Genomic DNA, 23342 nt, shown 5'->3' with positions numbered 1-23342 from the left:
TATACAATGGTAAGCAACTGTTCATTACATTGCAGTGTTTATTTTTGTTAAATGTTGTTAATAGGGATAAAACACAAACTACCTCATCTGTATGTACCTGGTTAAAACTCCCTGGCTGCTGAAAAAGCTCTATCCCGAACTAACATGGGATATAAGATCAACTGACCGTTGCATTTATCTCACTTTTGACGACGGCCCTATACCAATTGTTACACCGGCTGTATTAAATATTTTAAAACAATATGATGCCAAAGCCACCTTTTTTTGCATTGGCGACAATGTACGCAAACACCCCGATATTTTTGAACAGGTAAAAGCCGATGGTCACGCCATTGGCAATCACACATTCAACCACCTTAAAGGCTGGAAAACCGATACTCAGACCTATCTCGATAATTTTTTAGAAGCCGATAAATTGCTGGATACACCCTTGTTCCGGCCCCCTTATGGGCGGATAAAGAGGGCGCAGGTCCGCGCGTTGAAAGCGGCCAAACCCGATCTGAATATTTTTATGTGGGATGTGCTCAGCGGCGATTTTGATATGGCCCTTAAACCCGAAGACTGTTTAAAAGGTGTGCTTAAACATACCGAAGCAAGATCAATGGTGGTTTTTCACGACAGCATCAAAGCCTTTAAGCGATTAGAGCATGTATTGCCCAGGGCTTTAGAAGTTTGGAGTAAGGAAGGGTATAGTTTTAAGAGTTTACAGTAGGCAGTGGCAGTTTGCAGCAATAAATGGCCTATTGCTATCACAAGGCACAGCTTCCGGTAGCGGAGGAATTTCAAAGGGTAAGCCATAAATCCTACATAAAAACGTCATTGCGAGGCACGAAGCAATCGCGAACTATACAGGGCGGACCTGTTAATCGGGGATTGCTTCGTGCCGCGCAATGACGTGGAGGGCTACTCCGCTACCACCAGGCTGTACCTTGCGGTAGCAGAGGGTATGGTTTTCTATTAATGCTATGAGTTATTGTTTGTAAGCAGTCTTATTACTTCGAGTTCCCCGGAGGGGATACCCATTTGTAGAAAAATAACGCTAATAATTTTTTGCCTCGTAGAGGCTACCCTCTCAGCATTAAATATAAACATCGATGATTAGGGTAGCACCTAACGGCGCAAGAAACTGGAGATGTGTGCCGACAGCTTCCTCAAAAGGAAGTTTCGTATAAATCAAAAAAGCCGCATGTTCATAAAATATACAGCTTCTTGCTATTTGAAAAATGCTTTTATTTATTTTTTGGCGGCAGCATTTTCCGCTGCTTTGATAATTACAGCTGCAACTGCTTTTGGTTGAGACATAAATACCACGTGGCTTCCTTTTATTTCGGTTATTATGGTATTTGAGCGTTTGTACATGGCACGTTCGATATCTGGGTTGATACTTTTATCCTCGGTAGCAACTATGCCGTAAGCAGGTTTATTTCTCCAGGCAGGGTTAGAGATAGGGGTAATAAATCCTTTAGCATAAAAGGCGCCCTGTGAAGCATACATAAAATCGGCTTCTTCTTTGCTAATATCGGCACAAAAACCGGCATGAAATTTAGCTTTGTCATAATAAACTATGCCTTTATCGTCGGGTGCTAATACGCCATTTTCAGGAGCTGGAGGAGCAGTCTGCAACCATTGAACGGTTGTTTCGCCTTTATCTGGCTGAAAGGCTGCTATATAAACAAGGGCTGCTACTTTTGGGTGGTTACCCGCTTCGGTAATTACCGAGCCACCCCATGAATGTCCTACCAGTATAGCAGGGCCGTCTTGTTTGTCGAGAGCAACTGTTACAGCTCTAACATCGTCTTCTAAAGAAGATAGTGGGTTTTGCACCACAGTAACATTGTATCCTTTTTTGGTAAGTTCGGTAAATAGTGCTTTGTAGCCAGATCCATCAGCAAATGCGCCGTGAACTAATACCACATTTTTAACGGCCTGAGCCTGTGCAGATGATTTAAAGCCTAAAACTGTTACAAGGACTAATACAAGACTAAGCAAACCTGCTTTAATACTGCTTTTGAATGACGGAGTTTTCATATTGTTTTGTTTTTAAATGTTGTGTTTGATTTAACAATACAAAAGTGCCCCAAATGTGGCAGGTGCGAAATGTCGCCAGTTCCCGAAAGATTGTAATTTCTTCCCGAGGGATTAAACAACCCCTGTAAAAATGAAAAAGCCGGCAAATAATTTACCGGCTTAAACTAAAAAAAGCTTTAATTATGCCAATACAGGCTGTGTTTTTTCGCTTCTGAATTCGGCAGGCGATTGTTTGGTATGCCGTTTGAAAAAATTGCAGAAATAGGCCGGATCTTCAAAACCCAGTTCATACGTAATTTGCTTAACCGATTTGGTAGTATAGCTAAGTAACCGCCGGGCTTCAACAATAATACGCGACTGGATCACTTGCTGAGGGGTCTTATCGTTATAAAGCGAGAAAATATTCGATAGTGTTTTGGGCGATTTATTCATCAGTCCCGCATAAAAGTTGACTGAATGCTCGTTTTTGAAATTCATTTCAACCAACAGGTTAAACCTCCGGAATATATCCAGCTTTTGATCCTGGTTGTTCTCCGCAGGGATATATTCTGTACGGGCCATCTGCGTCACCATAATGATCAACCGCTTTAATAGCATGATTAGCATCTCGTTCTGGATGTTATCTTTAATATGCAGTTCCTGGGTAAAAATATCAAGTAATACTTTCAGCTTTAAAGCATTAGGATCATCCAGTGGAATGAACAATAAATCTCCCATGCCAAAAAGGAAGCCCACACAGCTTACTTCGGTATCATGATCAACTATACAGTAAAATTCGCGGTTAAACTGCCAGGCAACAATATCGGCAGGTTTTTCGAAAGTAAAGGTTTGATCAAACATCAGCGGCAGTAATGTATTCGTGTTGAATAGGTGATTGGTGCCATCTATGTTGATAGTTTGCTGCCCGCCCCTGTTCCAGGCTATGGTAAAATATTTCTTTGCCTTATCCCGGGTGTAAAAAAAGCGATCAAAACTTTCCTCCCCGCTGAGCAATAATAGATCTCCCCCGGTTTTATGATCTGATACGGTTAACTTCATTGAACGTTTTTTGCTGATAAATATAGGGCAGTTTGATGAGGTTTTAAATAAAACATCCGCATACACGTTTTAATGTACACGGATGTTCATGATATAGTATTAAACTGCTTTTAAACTTCAGAAGCTTTTTGTGCTGCTTCAATGATCACTCCGGCAACTATTTCCGGCTGCGACATGAAAATCACATGACTGCCTTTTACCTCGGTAACTTTGGTGTTTGACCGTTTGTACATCGTATGCTGAATATCCGGGTTGATGCTTTTATCCTCTGTGGCTATCAAACCATAGGTTGGTTTATGCCGCCAGGCCGCGTCTGTTATTGGTGTAACAAAACCTTTTGCATAAAACGCTCCTTGCGAGGCATACATAAAAGCAGCTTCGTCGGCATCGATATCGGCGCAAAACCCTGCGTGAAATTTGTCTTTATCATAGTATACAATACCTTTTTCATCAGGAGGTAGCACACCGTTTTCAGGTGCCGGAGGCGCAGTTTGCAGCCACTGTAATGCCGACTCGCCGTTATCCGGCTGAAATGCCGCAATATATACCAGTGCGGCCACATTTGGATGGTTACCTGCTTCGGTGATAACAGCGCCACCCCATGAGTGTCCGGCAAGAATGGCCGGTCCGCCAATTTTGTCCAATACAACGTGTGTTGCTTTTACATCATCTTCCAATGAGCTTAGCGGGTTTTGTACAACCAATACATTATATCCTTTTTGGGTAAGGATTTGATAGAGGGCTTTAAAGCCCGAACCGTCGGCAAACGCGCCATGCACGAGAACGACATTTTTTAAGTTTCCCATAGTTAATCTGTTGTTTTATAATGGTTTGATTTATCACAAAGCAACAAACTGTTTGAGTTTAAAACAATGTACGAATAGCGGAAACACATGTACAATTAGCGGTATTTTTTCCGGAAGGCCACCGGCGACATTTTTACCATACCAATAAACATTCTTGAAAAATAGGTATAGTCGGCATAGCCCAGCTCGTAAGCAATGGCCTTAATGGTTTTATCGGTATAGATCAGCAGGCGTTTAGCCTCTATCATGATCATGTATTGGATCCAATAACTAACTGTGTTACCTGAAATCTCTTTAACTGCCTCGTTCAAATAGGGAGTAGATATATGCAATGCCGAGGCGTATGATGAGGGCTTCTTTAATGTTTTATATTCCGCAAAAATCAACCTTTTAAATGCCGTAGTGATCCTGACAGCGCTCGAATCCTTTCTTCCATGCGCTATTGCGCTATCAGCATATTCCCCGGTAAACATACCTGCTACCGCATCTATTAAACCGCGTTTAACGTGCTCTTTAAAACTATTAAAGCTTTTATCTGTGACCTCGGCAAGCAATAACGAAATAGCAGTTTGCAATCTTCCGGCCTTTAACGGATTTATTGCAACCGGCGTTTGAGCAAAACAACCTTCATCAAGGATAAACTTATAAGTTTGATGAAGCAAAAAGGCATCCACGGCAATAACGTAGGCATCGGCTTCGGTATCAAAATGCTGCATTACCTGGCCCGGCAAAATATAATAAACAGATTGAGCGGGTATCAACACCTCGTGTGAATCAACGATGAGTTTCAGGTTACCTTCCTTTACCAACACAAAAAGATAATGTTCGTTGCGGTGAGGGCTTTTAAGAAAATGAAGATCGCCTGCCTTTCTATAGTCAACCACTTGCAAACCAAGCTCAATTACTTCATCAAGTTTGATTGTAGGAATAAGTTCATTGCCCATCTTGTTAAATTTAATACAGGTATTGCACTGTTGTTTAATTAATTACACAAAGTTGCTTATTCATTAGCTTAACATAGCTATGTTTAATTCCCGGATGATTGTAATTATTTCCTGTTGACGATACCAGCTCAAAATCCACGCATTACAAAATAACAGTGTTTTGAACTCTTACTTAATTATCTTTCCTTTGCACCCATGAGCAACGAACTCACCGACAAGGCCTTTTGGGCTGGTTACTGGGAATCAAAAAAAGACCTGGCATTTAATGTGCCGGCTAATTATACTTTTCATAAGCTGCTAAAAAACATTACGGATGTTAACAAACCAGCGTCGGCCATTGAGCTCGGTGGCTTTCCGGGTTATTTCGCTATTTTTTTGAAAAAGTACTTCGGGTTAAAAACCACCCTGTTTGATTTCTACGTTCACCCTAAAGTTTTGAAAGAGGTACTGGATGCCAATCAGCTTGATGACAAAGATATCGCGGTTATTGAAGGCGACCTGTTCAAATATCAACCCGAAACCGAATATGACCTGGTGCTTTCATGCGGATTGATTGAGCATTTTAACGATACCAAAGGCATCATCGAAAAACACCTTTCTTTCCTGAAACCAGGGGGTACGCTGTTCATTACCCTGCCAAACTTCACCGGGGTTAACGGATGGGTACAACGCAACTACGATCTTAACAACTACGAAAAGCACAACGTCAGCAGCATGAACCCAGCCTTACTGGCCGGCTACTGCAAGGAACTTGGGCTGAAAAATGTTGAAGCTTATTACTACGGCAAATTTTCTGTCTGGCTGGAAGACAAGGCAAATAAGCCCGCCATTGCTAAGGCAATCACCAAACTGGTTTGGGTAGCAGGCAAGGTTTTCACCAAAATTATCCCGGTTGAATCAAAACTGTTATCACCTTATATCGTAGTGACAGCTACCAGGTAAATCTTAATCGTTTCCTTTTAATGGACTGTATTTTGCCAGTTTCTGGTATAAATAACTGCGCTTTTTCATCGCCTCCGAAAGTGTCTTATCATCAGCCGGATCATCACTGAGTTTGGTTACACCAATTCTTTGCGAACCATAGATACCGGTATGCCCGCTAAAAAGGTAGGCGGTAAAGCAGGCCACGGCAAACAATAGGGCATGTTCGCCTCCAAAAAGCTCAATACCCATAAAGGTACAAGCCAGCGGCGTATTGGTTGCCCCCGCGAAAACAGCTATAAACCCTAATGCGGCAAACAAACTTACCGGCGCATCCAGCAAGCCGGATAACGTATTGCCCAAAGTAGCGCCTATATAAAACAGCGGTGTTACCTCGCCGCCTTTAAAGCCGGTGCCAAGTGTTACTGTAGTATAAATTGTTTTCCAGAGCCAGCTCCAGGTATCGGCACCTCCTGTATGAAAAGCCGAGGGAATAGTAACGGCACCCAAATGTTCGGCATCCACACCTAAGCTCAAATAATCGGGTTTTCCGTTAATGAAAGTAAGCGCTATGATGATCAAGCCGCCAATAAAAGGGATAAGCCAGGGCGTTTTTATGTATTTGGTAAAAAAGCTTTTAATACCATGAACCATTTTTGCAAACAGGTAACTGGTAAGGCCGAAGGCGATTGAAGCTGCTATAGTTTTAACGATCAGCAACAAATCGGTTGAAATATAGCCTGAAAACCAGTGCGGCATAACAGGAATAATATCAATATGATAAGCTGTATGATGAACGCCCCAGGCGGCCACGGTTACATCGCCAACAATGCCAGCGATGAGGCAAGGCAGCAGTGCGTTATATTGTACCCGGCCAATGGTTAATACTTCCATGGCAAAAACAGCGCCGGTTAATGGCGTGCCAAACACCGCCCCAAAACCTGCGGCTATACCCGCGGTAAGTACTGTTTGCGTATCAGCATCATTCAGCTTAAGCCACTTACCTATCATTTGGGCTAAACTGCCACCCATTTGCACGGCAGTGCCCTCGCGCCCGGCCGAGCCACCGAACAAGTGCGTGATAATGGTAGTAATGAGCACCAACGGGGCCATCCGTTTAGGAACCCCTCCGCCGGGATTATGGATCTCGTCGATAATTAAATTATTCCCTTTTTCAGCAGAACCGCCAAAAAGCTTATAGATAAAAAAGATGGCTACACCGGCCAGTGGCAACGGGTACAACAGCCATTTGTGTGCAAACCTGAAATGAATGGCCCAGCTTAACAACCACAAGAACAAAGCCACCGCACTACCTATAACTACAGCTATAGGAATGATAATGATCGTCCACCGGAGGGCATTTTTTAGGATTGCGAAATGTTGCGAAGAAAAAAGTTGGTTTTGCATACTGCTGATATTTATTTGCCCACAAAAAATTAGCACAGAGCAAAGCCTGTGAGTTAATTATCTGTAGGCGCCATCAGCTTTTTAGAGCGGTTAAATAGGAAGACACCATTTCCTTTTGTGATGCTAATATAGGTTTCTTTTTTCTAAAACAAAATAGCCTTACTTAGCAAGTATGCATGAGTAAGGCTATTTTTCCAGGCCGGTTTGAACCGACCGGCTCAAGTTATTCTACTTAAGCAATGCTTAGTGTTTCCACATCCTTCAGAGCCAGAAGCATTAATTTACCCTGGTATTCCACCCAGATGTCGGCGAAACTATTCTCATCGTACCCCATAAATTTTAATGGATGACCTATATGCAGGTTTTTCCATTTCTTTCCGATGTACTTAAGGAGTTGTCCGCTTTTTAGTGTGTGCTTTGCCATAAGTTTTAACTTTTAGGAGTGAAAAACTAAATTAATTAACGAAACCGATAAAATTTAACTTTTTAAGAATATTTTTAGAATTGTATCAGGTTTATTACAACTGTTGGTTAAACAGCCTTAGCCTTATTTTGCTCAATTACTTCTAAATAAAAGTTCTCGTACTTGGGCAAAATGGTAGATAATTCGAACTCTTTGGCGTGCGCCAGCGCATTTTCCTTAAATTTAGCTAAACGTTCTTCATCTTCCAAAATAAATATTGCTTTTTCTGCCATACCATCAATATCGCCGGGCTCTTTCAAAAATCCTGTTACTCCGTCAACATTTAATTCGGGCAAACCACCTGCATTACTGCTTATTACTGGCACCTTACAAGCCATAGCTTCCAGTGCCGCCAAACCAAAACTTTCTGATTGAGATGGCATCAGGAACAAATCAGATACAGAAAGGATCTCTTCAACAGCATCCTGTTTACCCAAAAAGCGTACATTATCAGTAACACCCAAATCGCGGCAAAGCTGCTCGCACATAGAGCGCTCAGGGCCGTCGCCCACCATTAACAATTTAGATGGGATCTTTTTAATCACCTTGGCAAAGATTTTCACTACATCCTCGGTACGTTTTACTTTACGGAAGTTGGACGTGTGCACCAGGATCTTTTCGCCCGACGGCGCAATCGCTTTCTTAAAATGATCTTTGGGTTTAAGGCTGAACCTGGTAAGATCGATAAAGTTAGGGATCACGAGGATATCCTTTTTAATATCGAAAAACTTATAGGTATCGTCCTTCAGGTTTTGCGATACAGCCGTTACACCATCACTTTGGTTGATAGAAAAAGTAACAACCGGCTTAAAGGTACGGTCCTTACCAACCAGGGTAATATCGGTACCGTGCAACGTAGTTACTACCGGGATATAAATGCCATAGGTCATTAATATTTGCTTAGCCATAAACGCGGCCGAAGCATGGGGGATAGCATAATGCACATGTAATACATCCAACTGCTCATGACGTACCACATCAACCAGCCTGCTTGCCAGGGCCAGCTCATATGGCGGAAAATCAAACAACGGATAGTTAGAAACCGAAACTTCGTGATAGAAAAGGTTTTCGGAAAAGAGATCCAACCGCGCAGGTTGGTTATAGGTTACAAAATGAACCTGGTGACCACGGTCTGCAAGGGCTTTACCAAGTTCGGTGGCAACAACCCCGCTTCCGCCAAAGGTTGGGTAACAAACAATCCCGATTTTCATTAATATGAATATGTTTTAATTGGTGCAAGTTTAACAGCAATTTACATCAAATGTGTTAAGGCTGTGTAAAATGATGACCGGATGATAATATCGCTTAATGGCCCCGCAACTTAAATTTATTCCGTGTGTTTAAACGTATATTAGAAGCTCAAACAAATAGCTGATTATCAACATGGCAAACGTTATAAATTTAGCAATTAACGGCATACAACATATAGGTATACCGGTAACCAACATTGAAGTATCACAGCAATTTTACAGCAGACTGGGCTTCAACAATGTAATGCAGGCCCCATTTACCGACAATGGCGGCACAGGTACCTGCATCATGATGCAGCGCGGCAACATGATCATGGAATTGTATCAACTTCCCGAAGCTTCATTAGCTGGGATCCGCACGCGATCAAACGGGCATGTGGACCACGTAGCTTTTGATGTAGATGATATCGACCTTACCTTTAAAACCATCAAACAGGCCGGCCTAAATATCCTTGAACCCGAGCCGGTATTTCTGCAATTCTGGAAAAACGGCTGTAAATATTTTAACATCACCGGGCCGGATGGTGAGCGGTTGGAGTTTAACCAGATTTTGTGATTTCGGAACTCGGACGTTCGATTTCGGATTTAAGCCTTGTCATGCTAATTAACTCCAGTGGCCAGGCCTACCAGTCTGAGCTTGTCGAAGACTCGCGCGCAGAGGCCCTGCCCACCATGCTTCGACAGGCTCAGCATGACACCCGTTTTTTAATCAAACCATCTTCCCTAACAAACAAAGCATCTATACAGAATGAAGAAGCTGCTTCGCTCCTAAGCATGACAAAAGTTTAAAACGGCCTGAACAATGGGCGGCTGATTAGTGGCGAAAACGACCACGGGATTGAACTTAGTATTACCAGTAGGGCAATAGTAAGCCAGATAGCCAGAGTTTTAAATTTCTCCGGATCAGTTGTTTTTCGTTTTGCTTTGGCTGATGCAATGGTGATCAGCGTAATACCAATAAGCATCATGGTGATGTGCTCCATGCCGAAAAACCTGATCTGGCGATTTTGTACACCTTCTTTAAAATGGCTCAAAAAATAACTTACTACCGGGCTTATAAAATATAGCCAAAGTCCCACAACCAGTTGGATGTGTGCTACTGTTGCCGCGATGATTCGGGCGCGATTATCTAATTTGGAATAAACTTTATTACCCAGCCATCCGGCATAAGCGCGATACAGGGCAAAAAGCAGGCTGGCCAAAACAAACCAGCGAATAAGAGAGTGCAGTGCTAAAATAAAGGCGTACATATATTATAGTATGACGACCCGCAAAGGAAAAGATTTTAAATGAAATAAAATTAATTTGATGCCTAATAGTATCTGACCACGAACCAATCATACCAGGCTTTTATATCACCCCTGATCTGATCACTGCTCGCACAAATTTGCCCCGCGACATAATTTTTGCAGCGTTGCTGATTATTTTTGTTTACAGTTAAATACCCACGGAACCTTTTATGATCATCTAAAATAATAGGCGGATATTTAGCATTTTCATTAAAAGGAGAATATTGACTGCTGACGCTGCCATATTTCCCAAGCTCATTCCAAATAGCCTTGGGCATGTGCCTTGAGCCATAGTCGCCAAATGTGCACCAAATAGATTTCAACTGGTCATCACCACAGGTTAAGCAACCCAAATATTGATCGTGATTTTTACCGCCATAAATATGGAGCTGTTCCTCGTGGTATTGTTTTATCGATCCGGCGAAAACCAATACCAATGAAAATATAATTAATTTCATACCGGATCTATCTTATATGAATAGTCCCCGGTTTATCATTGGGGTTCGGCTTATAAACAATTCCTTTACGGGCGTCAGGTGCCAGCATCCATATATTGATTGTAACATCAGCATCACCGCTTTTATCCTTTTTCCAGGTTAAGTTTATTTCGTTGATATCCTGCCTGGAAATGAGCAAGCTTTCATCGTCAACAAAATAGCCATCAAGGGCAAACCGAACTTTACCATCTATATTAAACCTCTTCTTTATATCATTGAAAGTATTCGTTTCAATTTTCGCCTCCTTTTTAAGCGTTATTAAGATAACGCCAAACCTGCTCAGATTAGCCAAATTTGCCGCCGGGACATCTTTGCTCTTCAAAACTGTTAATGAAGTAATGTCATTGGGATTTATATAGCTAAGACCGCTAATGATATTTGAATTGACTATAACTAATGGCTGTTTTTCCTTTGCGTTAGGTAAATGGCGATATAATGAATCAGTAGCATTAGTTACAAGAGGCCTTTTAACAGCATGCACACTATCAGATTGCGCCATCGCAATTGAGATACTGAAAGCAGTAATTAATACGGTAATAAGTTTTTTCATGGTCGATAATTTATGGATAAGATGCAGGCGTTATGCAATTTCCATAAATTATCTTGAAAAAATCACAACGGATTAGTGATCCACCAGGTATTCCCAAACGAATCTTTTACACCAGCGCTTCTACCGTATGACTGATCGGCTGGGGGTATAATACTTTCAGCACCATTGTCGAGTGCTTTTTGGTAAGTTTCATCGCAGCTTTCAACGTATACAAACATGCCGGCATTTTGCTGATGATAGGTTTCGGTAGCATCGGCAAACATGATGGTCGTGCCATTAATGTTCACCTCGGCGTGCATAATGGTATGCTCATCGCGCATAGTTTTAAACTGTTCTGTAGCGCCGAAAACCTTTTGGGTAAAGGCTATAAATTGGGCGGCGTTTTTAACGATGAGGTAAGGCATTACTGCCTGGTAATTTTCGGAAATGTTTATTGTTGCCATAGCTTGTTGGTATTTTTATTCAAAATTAGGCCCTCCACAATTCTAAAAATTGTAAAAACCGGACATTATGCATTCCGATACTCCGTCCCCTCGGCTTTCCCCGAAAAATAAAAGCTAGGATGATAGCCCGTAAACTCTTTTACATCATGAATAAAATGCGACTGGTCATAATACCCGCATTCCATAGCTATCTGGGTTAGTGTTTTATTATCATTGTATTGTTTCAACGCATCCTGCAGGCGTACCAATCGCATATAGGTTTTAGGGCTAAAGCCCGCGTGCTCCTTAAATTTACGATCAAATTGCCTTGCCGATAGATTATAAGCGTCTGCCAATTGGGTAACTGTCCTGTATTGTTTATTGTGAATTACATCCCTGATCGCAGTAGCCATGAGATCATCTTTTAACACATTTTGACGTAACCGGGTTATTAAAAATTCGGATAGAATTTCTGCACGCTTATAGTTATCGGCAGCCAGCACAATCCGTTCCTCCAGTTCCCGGCCGGGCTGGTTTAAAAAAGTATCAAAATCAAAAGCAAGGTTACTGGTTTCACTGCTTGGAATGTTAAAGAAACAGGGCACAGCGAAAGGATAAATATATGCGCCGAAGATGCCAAAGCTTTCCGTTGTAATAAAACGCCGGTATTGTGTGGTTTGAAACTGAATACCCGACGGACCTGCATTTTCGCCGTTTTTATTCCCCAGCTCATCAAACATGGAGCGATAATGAAACACCATTTCGGTACAACCATCAGCTACGGAGCGATAAATATATGACGGCTCATCAGCGCCCAGCTCATGTTCAAGCACCCAGTAAAATCTTACATAAGGTTTGAGCTCGGCCGGTGGTTGAATGGTGAAATAGCGCATCGTTTGATTTGGGATTGCGGATGTTCGATTTCGGATTTAGATAAAGTTAAGACTTTATTTTTAGAGATTAAAAGGCACAAGTAGCCCTCACATGCTTCCTGCCCTTCATACTTGCGCCAGAAAAGTATTATAATTGCAGGTTAACTTAGCTTTAGTCGCCTACAATTATAAAACCATCTTTAACACTTTCAAGACGAGCGATCAAGTCGTTTAGTCTTTCCTGAACTCTTTGTTTATCTTCCTTTAGATTTGACAAATATTCCTTAGTGAGCGATATGATCAATTTGATATGGCCTGCATAAATTCGCGTAGTACCATAAGGATCAATTGTTATTCCTGTTGTTTTCTTAAAACTTGAGAAAACTGATTCTACGATTTCAAAGTCGGCATATTCAATTTCAAACAATTTATTATTTAAATGAATATCGTTTATATCGTACAAATCCAGCGGCATTTTATTGGGATAATCAGGCCTAAAATTCAGGGGATTATTTCGTATAATGAAATCTAAGCGAGTAAACCGTTATAAGATGATCTTCTACCTTGTAAACAATACGATGCTCCTGGTTAATTCGCCTTGACCATGCACCCGAAAGATGGTATTTAAGGGCTTCGGGTTTACCAATTCCTTTGAAAGGATCATTTTGTATTGCCTGAATTAATTGACGAATCCGTTTAAGAACAATGACATTTCCGCTTTTCTTCCAATATTCAAGATCGGCTAAAGCTTCATCAGTAAAATTTATGGCTTCCATATATCGTCAAGGTTAAGCCTGGTAACTTTACCTTGTTGTTCTTGCTCAATTGATTTTTGCAGATGTTGAACATTTGCCTCTGATGAAAGCAAATAAGAAGTGTCATCTTCTATTTCACTCGCTTTATAATCAACATGCAAAGCATCCAAAAAAATGCGGATAGCAGTTTCCTGGTCTGCGTCTGCAGGATGTATAGTTAACGTTGTCATAAATCAAATATACCCGTTTTTAATTTAACTGTCAAACCACCCAAAATATATTGACAAAATGCTTAAAAACGGTGTAGGCTAAATCCGAAATCGAAAATCCCAATTCCGAAATCCGCTTACAAGCCTTTACCTATCGCTTCATACACCACATCCTGAATCCTCGGCCTGATGTTAAGGCTTAGTAGTTTACTGGCTACCGATGGGTTTACACGGTTTGACAGGAATACATAAACCAGGTTATATTTCGGATCTACCCAAATACACGTCCCCGTAAAACCCGTATGACCATAAGCCTGATCTGATGCCAGTTTTGATGGATAATGCCTATCGGCTATAGGATCCCAGCGGTCAAAGCCCAAACCACGGCGGCTTACCGGCGATTGCTTAGAAGTAAACAGGTCAACCACCTCTGGCTTAAAATATTGAGTACCGCCATAACTACCCCGGTTTAAAACCATTTGATATAGTATAGCCACATCATTAGCGCTGCCAAATAAACCGGCATGCCCGGCAACTCCACCTAAAAGCGCGGCTGTTGGATCATGCACATAACCATCAAGCAATGACATGCGGTATTCCTTGTCGTTTTCAGTAGGTACTATCCTATCGGGCGAAAAACGGTACAATGGCAAAAACCCTGCAGTTTGCATGCCCAGCGGGTTATAAAAATGCTGCAGCACATACACGTTGATTGGCACCGCGGTAATATTTTCAACAACCTCCTGCATAAACAGCATGCTCACATCGCTGTACACATATTGCCCGCGCGTTTTTAGGGGAGAACTAAGCATATCCGGAAACATTACATCTTTGTAATAATCTTTCCTTAAATAATAATGATCCGATACTTTAGTTGGATAAGCGGCGGATGAATCAGTACTGTGATCCGTAGGTTTTACCTTTTCAAACGATTTGATATCCGGAATCAAACCCGCCTGGTGCATCATTACTTCGCGGATCTGGATATCATTCTTATTACTTTTACGGGCCAGCGGAATATAATCGCCAAGGGTTTTCTCCAGGCTTAACTTACCCTGATCGGTAAGCTGCATAACTTCCATCGTAGTGGCCGATACCTTAGTCATGGAGGCCAGGTCAAAAATATCGGTAAGCTTATCAGGGATTACATTATCATAGGTATGATACCCGTAGGCTTTGTTAAATATCACCTTGCCATCTTTGGCAACCAACACAACACAGCCGGGAGTAGCATGTTCGCGGATAGCTTCCTGCGCAATATTGTCAATGCCCTGCAGATTGGCGGCATTAATACCAGCCTCTTCAGGCACGGTGTACTGAAGTCTTGTTTTGTCGGTAATAAAACCCATGCCCGTTTTATAAACAGAGCTGTAATTTTTGGTTAATTTCTGTGAAACGCCTATCCCTCCAAAAATAGCCTCGGCGCTATACATAGCCGATACCTGCGACACCCGCTCCGTCCAGATCACCGGGGCGGTAACAGCATCAAGCTTGCCCAAAACAGCACCATTGCCAAAAGCGGCAACAATTACATTTTTATTTTTTTGATTAGAACTGATAAAATCTATCAGATCCGGGTTGCTCAGATCGGCGTCATTTACCTGCACTATAACGGTATTATAAAACTTCAGGTCGGAGGTCAGATTGGCCAGCGTTTTATTGCCCGAATAAGCGCTGCCATCAAACAGATCAACCTTATTATATTTGTTCAACAGGCTGTCAAAAACTGCAGTATACTGGTTGCTGAAATGTACGCTGGCTATTTTTAAATCCTCCAGTTTTTGAAGGGGGATTAAATAGGATGCATTATTAAGCAGTACGGTTGAGTTACCAACCAGTCTTTCTTCGGCAATGAAGGCCTGCCCTGTTAATGGCGGATTTTGCGCGCAAGCGTTATTAAATAATGCAAAGCCCAGTAGTACTAAAGGAACACGGCCCCATTTATTTTTTATCATATACTTTAACTCCGTTTATATAGGTTTTTGTCACTTTGGTTGTCGGGATTTCGCTGCCTTTTACTTTCATGATGTCTTTATTCAAAATCACAAAATCGGCATACTTACCGGGTTCAATACTGCCTTTTTCTTTTTCTTCAAAATTGGCCTTGGCAGCCCAAATGGTCATACCTTTTAGGGCTTCAATCCTGCTTAAAGCATTTTCAGGTTGGAAGCCACCTTCAGGAAAGCCCTTCAAATCTTTACGTTCAACCGCTGCATAAAACGTATAAAGCGGGTTAATGTTCTCAACCGGGAAATCGGTACCTAATGGGATCCAGCCGTTTTGCTTCAGCAATTGTTTATAAGCATAAGCGGTTTTAAGCCTTTCTTTACCTAATCTTTTTCCGGCCCAATACATATCAGATGTAGCGTGCGTGGGCTGTACCGATGGGATCACGCTGTATTGGCCAAACTTATCAAGATCTTGCGTTGATACGATCTGAGAGTGTTCAATCCTCCACCTCAAATCATTTTTACCTTTTAGGTTAGCAGCGTAAATTTTAAGCATCACGCGCACTGCCGAATCGCCGATGGCATGGGTACACATCTGGAAACCATGGGCCGCTATTTTGGGTGCTATTTCTTCAAAATGTTTAGGATTGCTCAGCAAAAAGCCATTCCATTTGGCCGAGTCGGCATAAGGTTTCAACAGGCAAGCCCCTCTCGAACCCAGGGCGCCATCCGCATAAACTTTAAAAGCCCTCACATTTAAACGAGGTGTTTTGATAATGCCGTGCTTAAAAAGATAATCATAATTCTCCTGTCTGTCGGCCAGCATCACATACATGCGCATTTTCAGATCGCCTTTGTGTTGCAGTTCGTTAATGGTGTTTACCATGGTATAGGGTAAGCCGCAATCATCAACCGTGGTTAAGCCAACTGCAAAACAATTGCTTTGTGCCGAAAGTAGTGCGGTATCAACCATAGCCGCTGTAGGTTCCGGAATTTTACGGGTAACTATGCCTACAGCGTTATCAACCAGTATGCCGGTAAGCTTACCGTTATTGGTTTCTATCTCTCCACCGTTAATGGTTTGTCCGGGTTTAACACCGGCAATATTCAGCGCTGCCTGGTTAGCTATAGCTGCGTGACCATCAACGCGACTAAGTATTACCGGGCGCACCGGGAACAATGAGTCCAGCTTTGCTTTATCGGGAAAATGCTTGTTTGTCCAATCGTTTTGATCCCAGCCATTACCAATGATCCAGCCATCAGTATTGCGCTCGGCATAGTTTTTTACCGAGTCGATAATTTCGGGCCAGCTGTGTGTACCTACCAGGTTTACTTCCTGCAGGCCCATGCCATACTCATAAAAATGGGCATGAGCGTCAATAAAACCGGGATAAACCGCCGCGCCTTGGGCATCGACCACTTCGCGGGCGTTGTATTTTTGTTCAAGAGAATCGGCATTGCCTACTGCAAGTATTTTTCCTCCACTTACTACAAATGCGCTTGCTGTTGTAAAATTACTGTCAACGGTATAAACAACCGCGTTTTTCACCAGCATATCGGCATTGTATTCCTTCTGTTTGCAGGCTGCTGCCAGTAATAGCAGCGCGGGCAATAGTCTCTTCATAAAGTAATTGTATGTTTATTGTAATTGTAACAAACCGCAAAAGTATATACAACTATCCAATGATAAAGTTATGCCATCAAATATTTAATTTAGCATCGAAATAGAAATTGAAGGGAATTTTTTTTAGATGTCAGATATTATACAGCTTTTACCGGATGCCGTTGCCAACCAGATTGCCGCGGGCGAAGTAGTTCAGCGACCGGCCTCTGCAGTAAAAGAATTGGTTGAAAACGCTATTGATGCAGGTGCAGACAAGATCCAGCTTATTATTAAGGATGCCGGTAAATCACTGATACAGGTTATTGATAATGGCTGCGGCATGAGCCTTACTGATGCCCGCATGTGCTTTGAGCGTCATGCAACCTCAAAAATACGCAAGGCCGACGACCTGTTTGCCATCCGTACCATGGGTTTCAGGGGCGAGGCTATGGCATCAATCGCGGCTATTGCTCAGGTTGAGCTTAAAACCCGCCGCCATGAAGACGAACTGGGCAGTTGTATAACTATCGAAGGTTCGGAGGTAATTAGTCAGGAACCCTGTGCAGCTAACACCGGCACATCAATCTCCGTCAAAAACCTGTTTTATAATACGCCTGCACGCCGTAACTTTTTAAAAAGTAACCCGGTGGAGATGCGTCACATCATTGACGAGTTTCAGCGTGTGGCTCTGGCGCACCCACAAATATTTTTCACGCTTCATCATGATAGCCAAGAGGTTTACCACCTGCCGGGCAGCACGCTTAAACAGCGTATTGTACACCTGTTTGGTAATAACTATAACCAGCGCCTTGTACCGGTTGAAGAGGATACAACCATTATCAAGCTTCGTGGTTTTGTAGGCAAACCAGAATTTGCCCGTAAAACCCGGGGCGAGCAATTCTTTTTTGTAAATAACCGCTTTATCCGCGACTCATATCTTAACCACGCTGTTACAACAGCATTTGAGGAATTGCTGCCGGACGATTGTTTTCCTTTTTATGTGCTGTTCATCGATATTGATCCTTCCAAGATCGACATCAACGTGCACCCCACTAAAACAGAGATCAAATACCAGGACGAGAAAGCTATTTACGCCATTATCCGTTCGGCAGTAAAACGATCATTAGGAAGATATAACATTACCCCGAGTTTAGATTTTGACCAGGAAAACAGCATCGAGCACCTGATCACTCCAAAACCATTGGAGGAGATCATCGCGCCTACTATTTCCTTCAACCCAAACTTTAACCCCTTTGCCAATAAAGAGGAGAAACCCAAACAGGAACATCCTTTTTTAAGGGACAGCGGCGGTTATAAAAAAGATCCAATTCCGCAAAATTGGGATACGCTTTACGAGATCAGCAAAAAGGAAACGCTTTTTCAGCATGAGATCCATGAGGAAAAAACCATAGCTGTTGATGAGCAGGATGTAAGTAAGCCCAGCGAGCGGCAACTGTTCCAGATCCATAACCGATTTATCCTATCGCAAATTAAATCGGGCTTTATGCTCATTAACCAGCAGGCGGCGCATGAGCGTATTTTATACGAGCGTTTCTTGTTGCAATTACAAAACCATTCGGGTGTAAGCCAGCAAAGTTTATTTCCACAGTCGGTAACACTAAACGGTGCCGATTTTGAGTTATTGAAAGAACTTTTGCCGGATATCAGGGCTTTGGGTTTTGACATCCGCGAGTTTGGGAAAAATACTGTGGTGGTTGAGGGGATCCCTGCCGAACTGAACAATGTTGGTGAACTTGAACTTTTAGAACATTTGCTTGAAGGTTTTAAAAACAATTTGGCTATCCTTAAATTAGATAAACGTGATAACCTTGCACGCTCCCTGGCGCGCAACGGTGCTATTAAAACAGGTACCAGGCTATCACTGGAGGAAATGAACCAGCTTATCGACCAGCTTTTTGCCTGTGAATCGCCCAACCAGGCGTTGAATGGTAAGCCCGTAATCAGTACCTTTACTATGAACGAATTAATTGAACGATTTGAAAAATAGCCCTTGGCTAAATATATATGAACGGTTATAACAGATCTCCTTTTGCCAATATCACACCGGTTGTAAAAAACCTACTGATCATCAATATCATATTTTTTATCGCAACATTTACCCTTAGCAAGGTAGGGATAGACTTATACGACTGGCTGGCGGGCTACTATTTTGATTCACCCAAATTTCATCCCTGGTCGTTTGTAACCTACATGTTTATGCATGCCGGCATTGACCATCCCGAACATATCTTGTTCAATATGTTCGCGTTGTTTTCCTTCGGGCCGATATTGGAGTATTCAATGGGGTCGAAAAAATTCTTCAATTTTTATTTTATCTGCGGAATAGGTGCCATGGTTTGCCATATGCTTGTTCAGGCCTATGAGGTACATGCAATTACCGGGAGTTTTAAGTTAGTCGAGCTCAGCGATCAGGTACTAAGTCAATATGGTCCTCATGCTCAAAAGCTGGCAGAAATATATCTTGTACCTATTGTAGGCGCATCCGGAGCGATATTTGGCTTGCTCGTAGGCTTTGGCATGTTATTCCCTAACCTCGAAATGCTGATCCTGTTTATCCCTGTTCCTATTAAAGCTAAATACATCATTCCAACGTATATTGTTATTGAGTTATATTTGAGTATTAAACAATATGCGGGCGATTCGGTGGCGCATTTTGCACACCTTGGCGGGGCGTTAATTGGATTTTTAATGGTGAAAATCTGGCGGCTGCAACGACCAAACAATTTTTATTAATAACAGTAGTTATCTTTGTAATACGGCTTTATTATGAGCACTCTTTGGCAAAATATCCAGTATAAAATGCTTCGCTCCGGCAATAGGCTTAACCTGCTTATTGGCATTAATGTTATAGTTTACCTGGCTATCAATATTCCCGCGGTATTAGAGCAGTTATTCAGAGGTTTTGGCAATAGCTCTATATATTTATTCGCAGATAAATACCTTAAGCTTTCGGCGTATTTACCCAATATACTTGTCCATTTCTGGACACCGGTTACCTACATGTTCATGCATGCTAGCATTTTCCACATCCTGTTTAATATGCTATGGCTGTACTGGATGGGGCAAATTTTTGAAGAGTACCTCGGCAACAAACGCACCATAGGTTTATATTTAATGGGAGGCCTGGCCGGCGCGCTATTCTATGTAGCGGCTTTAAACCTGCTGCCTGCTTTTACAAGTTTAAATGCAGCACAGGGAAGTTCAATTGTAGGTGCATCGGCAGGTGTTATGGCCATTGTGGTGGCTACGGCAACCCTGCTGCCCAACTACACCATTTCCCTAATGTTTATTGGACCTGTAAAGCTAAAATGGCTGGTAGTGTTTTATCTTGTATTTGATTTCCTAAGCATCATAGGGCCTAACGCTGGCGGAGAAATCGCGCACCTGGGTGGTGCTTTAATTGGATTTGTGTATATTAAACAACTGCAAAAAGGCAATGACTGGGTAGGCGGAATAGCTAAACTATTTAAGTCTAAACCAAAGCTAAAGGTAGTTTCAAATAATATGGGTAAAAACGCGTCTGATTATCCCCGTCAGGAAGAGATCGACCGTATTTTAGATAAAATATCGCAATCGGGATACAATAGCTTAAGTAAACAGGAACGGGAAATTTTATCGCGCGCAAGCAAACAGGACTAAATGATTAAAAAAAAGCAAAGTATTTTTAGCAGGGTATTATTATGGATAAACCTGTTTTTCTGTTTTGCACTGTTATTAAGTTATTTTGCCCCCGCTGTTGATCCCCGAAAATACTGGTTATTTGCGTTTTTTGGCCTCGCCTATCCCCCACTGCTTTTAGTCAACATAATTATGATGCTTTACTGGCTGCTGCGTAAACGCTGGCAGGTCATGTTTTCGCTGATTAGTATTTTACTTGGATGGGGCGTGCTCAACAACAATATTGGCTTAAGATTAAAATCGAGCTTTTCATTACCTCCGGGGCTCAACGTGGTGCACGTGATGACCTATAATGTGCATAATTTTAAGCATTTTGGTTTCAGCAACGATATATCAACCAAACAGGAGATCCTGAGCATCATTAACGCCGAACAGCCGGACGTGATAGGTTTCCAGGAGTTTTATACCCGCAATAAAGGCCAGTATGAAACTCGCGATTCCATCTGCAAAATTCTGGGCAGTAATAATTTTTATTTTGAGCCTTTTAACTTCAACAGTCTTGAGGCAATTGGTATGGCTATCTTTTCCAAATACCCCATTGTTTCAAAAGGTATGATCCGCCTTGTGGCCGATAAAACATCGGGCAACCAATGCTTATATGCCGATATTAAAAAGGGGGATAAAATTTTCAGGTATTACAATATCCACCTGCAATCCATCAACTTTGACCCGGTCGATTATAAATATCTCGACAGCTTATCCAAAAAAGGTAAAACGGATATCAAATCAACCCGGCGGCTGGGCAGTAAACTTAAAATAGCCTTTATGCATCGTGCCGAACAGGTGATCAAAGTAAAAGAACATGCTGCCCAATGCCCGTACCCATATATCATAGCCGGCGATTTCAATGATACCCCCTCATCCTTTGCGGTTAATCAAATGGCTAAAGGCCTAAATAATTCGTTTCGCGAAAAAGGATCGGGCTTAGGCCGTACCTATAATGGCGACTTCCCAAATTACCAGATAGACTATATTATGAGCAGCCCTCAATTCTCGGTTTTTAATTATAAGGTTATCGAAAAAAAGCTTTCGGATCATTACCCTGTACGCAGCGACCTGATATTAAACTGACCAGATCTTTGCTCTTCATTTGTAAAAATAAAGCCTAAAGCCAGCGGGCAGTGGCTTAAAATTTAAAAAATCGTAAGTTTGCGCTCATGCAACAAAATTTGTTTGTTTACAACACTTTAACACGTAAAAAAGAATTATTTAAGCCCATTAACGCGCCGCATGTTGGCATGTATGTTTGCGGGCCTACTGTTTATAGCGATGTTCACTTAGGCAACTGCCGTACTTATATATCTTTCGACCTCATGTTCAGGTACCTTACTGCCATTGGCTACAAGGTACGCTATGTACGTAACGTTACCGATGCCGGTCACCTTGAAGGTGATGCAGGCGATGAAGGCGAAGACAAAATTGCAAAAAAGGCCAAGCTGGCCCAGCTTGAACCTATGGAGATAGTGCAAAAATATACCGTAGGTTTCAGGGATGTGATGAAGGTGCTAAACAATCTGCCACCAAGCATTGAGCCTACTGCAACAGGGCACATCATTGAGCAGATAGAAATGGTAAAAGTTATCCTTGAAAAAGGATATGCATACGAGGTAGATGGCACTGTTTATTTTGATGTTGAAAAATACAATAAAACTAAAGATTACGGAATCCTGAGCGGCCGTAACCTTGACGATTTACTTAACAATACCCGCACACTTGGTGGGCAGGAAGAAAAGCATGGTAAACTCGATTTTGCCCTGTGGATAAAAGCTAAACCAGAGCACCTGATGAAATGGCCTTCGCCATGGGGTGTTGGTTTTCCGGGCTGGCACCTGGAATGCTCGGCCATGAGCCAGAAATATCTTGGCAGCCACTTTGATATCCACGGCGGTGGGCTTGACCTGGTTCCTACACACCATACCAACGAGATTGCTCAAAACGTAGCATGCTGCGGTACCAACCCGGCCAATTACTGGGTGCATACCAATATGCTTACGGTTAACGGGCAAAAAATGTCGAAATCATTAGGCAACAGCTTTTTACCACATGAACTGTTCAGTGGCGAAAACTCGATACTAAACAAGGGCTACACTCCCATGACTGTGAGGTTTTTCATGCTGCAGGCACATTACCGCAGTACGCTTGATTTTGGCAACGAAGCCATGGAAGCTTCCGAAAAAGGCTTTAAACGTCTTATGAACGCCTTTGCCCTACTTACCGATGGACTAAAAGCATCTGCCACTACTGAGGTTGAAATTGCCCCCTTAATGGAGCGTTGCTATGCAGCCATGAATGATGATTTTAACAGCCCGGTGTTAATTGCCGAATTGTTTGAAGCATCGCGCATTATCAACTCGGTATATGATGGTAAACTGAAAATTGATGCGGCTAACCTTGAGCAGTTAACAGTATTGATGAATACGTTTGTGGTTGATGTGCTTGGCTTACAAAACGAGCAGGCCGCCAATGACGATTTACCAAAAGTGTTAAACTTTATTGTTGATCTGCGCAGCGGCGCTAAAGCCAATAAAGATTACGCTACATCAGATAAGATTCGCGATGGCCTGTCACAGATAGGTTTCCAGCTAAAAGACAGCAAAGAAGGCACCACTTGGAGCAAAGCCTGATAACAACAAGTTACAT

General features: G+C 42.2%; 25 protein-coding genes and 1 riboswitch. Of the genes, 8 read left to right on the top strand and 17 right to left on the bottom strand.

Annotation, left to right across the window (positions count from 1 at the left end; translation table 11 throughout):
• Positions 1 to 91: 91 nt before the first annotated feature.
• Positions 92 to 712, top strand: coding sequence for a polysaccharide deacetylase family protein (locus DUL71_RS20915; protein WP_114939913.1), 621 nt, complete (start codon positions 92 to 94; stop codon positions 710 to 712).
• Positions 713 to 1233: 521 nt separating this feature from the next.
• Here DUL71_RS20915 and DUL71_RS20910 read toward each other — a convergent pair.
• From DUL71_RS20910 to DUL71_RS20895, 4 genes are all read right to left on the bottom strand, one after another.
• Positions 1234 to 2028, bottom strand: coding sequence for an alpha/beta hydrolase (locus DUL71_RS20910; protein ID WP_114939912.1), 795 nt, complete (start codon positions 2026 to 2028; stop codon positions 1234 to 1236).
• A gap of 180 nt (positions 2029 to 2208) precedes the next feature.
• Positions 2209 to 3066, bottom strand: a complete 858-nt coding sequence (locus DUL71_RS20905) for a helix-turn-helix domain-containing protein (protein WP_114940211.1) — start codon at positions 3064 to 3066, stop codon at positions 2209 to 2211.
• Positions 3067 to 3176: 110 nt separating this feature from the next.
• Entirely contained in the window at positions 3177 to 3872 is a 696-nt protein-coding gene (locus tag DUL71_RS20900) for an alpha/beta hydrolase (RefSeq protein WP_114939911.1), read from the bottom strand.
• Between the two features lie 95 nt (positions 3873 to 3967).
• Entirely contained in the window at positions 3968 to 4816 is an 849-nt protein-coding gene (locus tag DUL71_RS20895) for a helix-turn-helix domain-containing protein (protein WP_114939910.1), read from the bottom strand.
• Positions 4817 to 5011: 195 nt separating this feature from the next.
• On the opposite strand from DUL71_RS20895, the gene DUL71_RS20890 reads away from it, so the two are divergent.
• Positions 5012 to 5758, top strand: a complete 747-nt coding sequence (locus DUL71_RS20890; RefSeq protein WP_114939909.1) for a class I SAM-dependent methyltransferase — start codon at positions 5012 to 5014, stop codon at positions 5756 to 5758.
• Positions 5759 to 5761: 3 nt separating this feature from the next.
• Here DUL71_RS20890 and DUL71_RS20885 read toward each other — a convergent pair whose 3' ends face one another.
• From DUL71_RS20885 to bshA, 3 genes are all read right to left on the bottom strand, one after another.
• Positions 5762 to 7144, bottom strand: a complete 1383-nt coding sequence (locus DUL71_RS20885; RefSeq protein ID WP_114939908.1) for a voltage-gated chloride channel family protein — start codon at positions 7142 to 7144, stop codon at positions 5762 to 5764.
• Positions 7145 to 7201: 57 nt separating this feature from the next.
• Positions 7202 to 7266, bottom strand: a riboswitch (Fluoride riboswitch).
• Positions 7267 to 7376: 110 nt separating this feature from the next.
• Positions 7377 to 7568 carry a hypothetical protein gene (locus tag DUL71_RS20880; RefSeq protein ID WP_091215242.1) on the bottom strand — a complete coding sequence of 64 codons (192 nt, stop codon included), beginning with the start codon at positions 7566 to 7568 and terminating at the stop codon, positions 7377 to 7379.
• 107 nt (positions 7569 to 7675) lie between these two features.
• A complete protein-coding gene (gene bshA, locus DUL71_RS20875) occupies positions 7676 to 8818 on the bottom strand; it encodes an N-acetyl-alpha-D-glucosaminyl L-malate synthase BshA (protein WP_114939907.1) in 1143 nt (380 codons plus the stop codon).
• A gap of 172 nt (positions 8819 to 8990) precedes the next feature.
• On the opposite strand from bshA, the gene DUL71_RS20870 reads away from it, so the two are divergent.
• Positions 8991 to 9413, top strand: coding sequence for a VOC family protein (locus tag DUL71_RS20870; protein WP_114939906.1), 423 nt, complete (start codon positions 8991 to 8993; stop codon positions 9411 to 9413).
• Positions 9414 to 9642: 229 nt separating this feature from the next.
• Here DUL71_RS20870 and DUL71_RS20860 read toward each other — a convergent pair whose 3' ends face one another.
• From DUL71_RS20860 to DUL71_RS20815, 10 genes are all read right to left on the bottom strand, one after another.
• Positions 9643 to 10107 carry a hypothetical protein gene (locus tag DUL71_RS20860; protein WP_114939904.1) on the bottom strand — a complete coding sequence of 155 codons (465 nt, stop codon included), beginning with the start codon at positions 10105 to 10107 and terminating at the stop codon, positions 9643 to 9645.
• A gap of 62 nt (positions 10108 to 10169) precedes the next feature.
• Positions 10170 to 10604, bottom strand: a complete 435-nt coding sequence (locus DUL71_RS20855; protein WP_114939903.1) for a hypothetical protein — start codon at positions 10602 to 10604, stop codon at positions 10170 to 10172.
• A gap of 7 nt (positions 10605 to 10611) precedes the next feature.
• Positions 10612 to 11193, bottom strand: a complete 582-nt coding sequence (locus tag DUL71_RS20850) for a SusC/RagA family TonB-linked outer membrane protein (RefSeq protein ID WP_114939902.1) — start codon at positions 11191 to 11193, stop codon at positions 10612 to 10614.
• A gap of 62 nt (positions 11194 to 11255) precedes the next feature.
• A complete protein-coding gene (locus tag DUL71_RS20845; protein ID WP_208645619.1) occupies positions 11256 to 11636 on the bottom strand; it encodes a VOC family protein in 381 nt (126 codons plus the stop codon).
• 65 nt (positions 11637 to 11701) lie between these two features.
• Complete coding sequence (locus DUL71_RS20840) at positions 11702 to 12508, bottom strand: helix-turn-helix transcriptional regulator (protein ID WP_114939901.1); 807 nt, start codon at positions 12506 to 12508, stop codon at positions 11702 to 11704.
• Positions 12509 to 12659: 151 nt separating this feature from the next.
• The gene (locus DUL71_RS20835; RefSeq protein WP_114939900.1) at positions 12660 to 12962 is read right to left on the bottom strand and encodes a hypothetical protein; all 303 of its coding nucleotides are present in this window, start codon (positions 12960 to 12962) and stop codon (positions 12660 to 12662) included.
• Between the two features lie 34 nt (positions 12963 to 12996).
• A complete protein-coding gene (locus DUL71_RS20830; RefSeq protein ID WP_114939899.1) occupies positions 12997 to 13263 on the bottom strand; it encodes a Txe/YoeB family addiction module toxin in 267 nt (88 codons plus the stop codon).
• Complete coding sequence (locus DUL71_RS20825) at positions 13251 to 13472, bottom strand: DUF2683 family protein (RefSeq protein WP_114939898.1); 222 nt, start codon at positions 13470 to 13472, stop codon at positions 13251 to 13253. The genes DUL71_RS20830 and DUL71_RS20825 overlap by 13 nt, the downstream gene beginning before the upstream one ends.
• A gap of 116 nt (positions 13473 to 13588) precedes the next feature.
• Entirely contained in the window at positions 13589 to 15406 is a 1818-nt protein-coding gene (locus DUL71_RS20820; RefSeq protein ID WP_114939897.1) for a serine hydrolase domain-containing protein, read from the bottom strand.
• Positions 15393 to 17024: an amidohydrolase gene (locus tag DUL71_RS20815; RefSeq protein WP_114939896.1), complete on the bottom strand. Its 1632-nt coding sequence runs from the start codon at positions 17022 to 17024 to the stop codon at positions 15393 to 15395. Before DUL71_RS20815 ends, DUL71_RS20820 begins: the two co-directional genes overlap by 14 nt.
• A gap of 127 nt (positions 17025 to 17151) precedes the next feature.
• Here DUL71_RS20815 and mutL point away from each other — a divergent pair, with 127 nt between their 5' ends.
• The 5 genes from mutL (at position 17152) to cysS (ending at position 23326) form a co-directional block, all read left to right on the top strand.
• Positions 17152 to 19011 carry a DNA mismatch repair endonuclease MutL gene (gene mutL / locus DUL71_RS20810; RefSeq protein ID WP_112570698.1) on the top strand — a complete coding sequence of 620 codons (1860 nt, stop codon included), beginning with the start codon at positions 17152 to 17154 and terminating at the stop codon, positions 19009 to 19011.
• Between the two features lie 17 nt (positions 19012 to 19028).
• Positions 19029 to 19757 (top strand): rhomboid family intramembrane serine protease, encoded by a 729-nt coding sequence (locus tag DUL71_RS20805; RefSeq protein WP_114939895.1) that lies wholly within the window; start codon positions 19029 to 19031, stop codon positions 19755 to 19757.
• A 33-nt stretch (positions 19758 to 19790) separates the two neighbouring features.
• Positions 19791 to 20663: a rhomboid family protein gene (locus tag DUL71_RS20800; RefSeq protein WP_114939894.1), complete on the top strand. Its 873-nt coding sequence runs from the start codon at positions 19791 to 19793 to the stop codon at positions 20661 to 20663.
• Complete coding sequence (locus DUL71_RS20795) at positions 20664 to 21773, top strand: endonuclease/exonuclease/phosphatase family protein (protein ID WP_114939893.1); 1110 nt, start codon at positions 20664 to 20666, stop codon at positions 21771 to 21773.
• An 86-nt stretch (positions 21774 to 21859) separates the two neighbouring features.
• On the top strand, positions 21860 to 23326 hold the full coding sequence (gene cysS, locus DUL71_RS20790; protein ID WP_112570706.1) for a cysteine--tRNA ligase: 1467 nt from the start codon (positions 21860 to 21862) through the stop codon (positions 23324 to 23326).
• Positions 23327 to 23342 lie beyond the last annotated feature (16 nt).

The organism is Mucilaginibacter endophyticus (assembly GCF_003351025.1).
Lineage (GTDB): Bacteria > Bacteroidota > Bacteroidia > Sphingobacteriales > Sphingobacteriaceae > Mucilaginibacter > Mucilaginibacter endophyticus.
Note: the sequence above shows the minus strand (reverse complement) of the source record. Positions and strands in the feature narration are given on the sequence as shown.

Coding starts and splice junctions, on each gene's coding strand:
- DUL71_RS20915 (WP_114939913.1), top strand. CDS start 92: ATGTACCTGGTTAAAACTCCCTGGCTGCTGAAAAAGCTCTATCCCGAA.
- DUL71_RS20910 (WP_114939912.1), bottom strand. CDS start 2,028: ATGAAAACTCCGTCATTCAAAAGCAGTATTAAAGCAGGTTTGCTTAGT.
- DUL71_RS20905 (WP_114940211.1), bottom strand. CDS start 3,066: ATGAAGTTAACCGTATCAGATCATAAAACCGGGGGAGATCTATTATTG.
- DUL71_RS20900 (WP_114939911.1), bottom strand. CDS start 3,872: ATGGGAAACTTAAAAAATGTCGTTCTCGTGCATGGCGCGTTTGCCGAC.
- DUL71_RS20895 (WP_114939910.1), bottom strand. CDS start 4,816: ATGGGCAATGAACTTATTCCTACAATCAAACTTGATGAAGTAATTGAG.
- DUL71_RS20890 (WP_114939909.1), top strand. CDS start 5,012: ATGAGCAACGAACTCACCGACAAGGCCTTTTGGGCTGGTTACTGGGAA.
- DUL71_RS20885 (WP_114939908.1), bottom strand. CDS start 7,144: ATGCAAAACCAACTTTTTTCTTCGCAACATTTCGCAATCCTAAAAAAT.
- DUL71_RS20880 (WP_091215242.1), bottom strand. CDS start 7,568: ATGGCAAAGCACACACTAAAAAGCGGACAACTCCTTAAGTACATCGGA.
- bshA (WP_114939907.1), bottom strand. CDS start 8,818: ATGAAAATCGGGATTGTTTGTTACCCAACCTTTGGCGGAAGCGGGGTT.
- DUL71_RS20870 (WP_114939906.1), top strand. CDS start 8,991: ATGGCAAACGTTATAAATTTAGCAATTAACGGCATACAACATATAGGT.
- DUL71_RS20860 (WP_114939904.1), bottom strand. CDS start 10,107: ATGTACGCCTTTATTTTAGCACTGCACTCTCTTATTCGCTGGTTTGTT.
- DUL71_RS20855 (WP_114939903.1), bottom strand. CDS start 10,604: ATGAAATTAATTATATTTTCATTGGTATTGGTTTTCGCCGGATCGATA.
- DUL71_RS20850 (WP_114939902.1), bottom strand. CDS start 11,193: ATGAAAAAACTTATTACCGTATTAATTACTGCTTTCAGTATCTCAATT.
- DUL71_RS20845 (WP_208645619.1), bottom strand. CDS start 11,636: ATGGCAACAATAAACATTTCCGAAAATTACCAGGCAGTAATGCCTTAC.
- DUL71_RS20840 (WP_114939901.1), bottom strand. CDS start 12,508: ATGCGCTATTTCACCATTCAACCACCGGCCGAGCTCAAACCTTATGTA.
- DUL71_RS20835 (WP_114939900.1), bottom strand. CDS start 12,962: ATGCCGCTGGATTTGTACGATATAAACGATATTCATTTAAATAATAAA.
- DUL71_RS20830 (WP_114939899.1), bottom strand. CDS start 13,263: ATGGAAGCCATAAATTTTACTGATGAAGCTTTAGCCGATCTTGAATAT.
- DUL71_RS20825 (WP_114939898.1), bottom strand. CDS start 13,472: ATGACAACGTTAACTATACATCCTGCAGACGCAGACCAGGAAACTGCT.
- DUL71_RS20820 (WP_114939897.1), bottom strand. CDS start 15,406: ATGATAAAAAATAAATGGGGCCGTGTTCCTTTAGTACTACTGGGCTTT.
- DUL71_RS20815 (WP_114939896.1), bottom strand. CDS start 17,024: ATGAAGAGACTATTGCCCGCGCTGCTATTACTGGCAGCAGCCTGCAAA.
- mutL (WP_112570698.1), top strand. CDS start 17,152: ATGTCAGATATTATACAGCTTTTACCGGATGCCGTTGCCAACCAGATT.
- DUL71_RS20805 (WP_114939895.1), top strand. CDS start 19,029: ATGAACGGTTATAACAGATCTCCTTTTGCCAATATCACACCGGTTGTA.
- DUL71_RS20800 (WP_114939894.1), top strand. CDS start 19,791: ATGAGCACTCTTTGGCAAAATATCCAGTATAAAATGCTTCGCTCCGGC.
- DUL71_RS20795 (WP_114939893.1), top strand. CDS start 20,664: ATGATTAAAAAAAAGCAAAGTATTTTTAGCAGGGTATTATTATGGATA.
- cysS (WP_112570706.1), top strand. CDS start 21,860: ATGCAACAAAATTTGTTTGTTTACAACACTTTAACACGTAAAAAAGAA.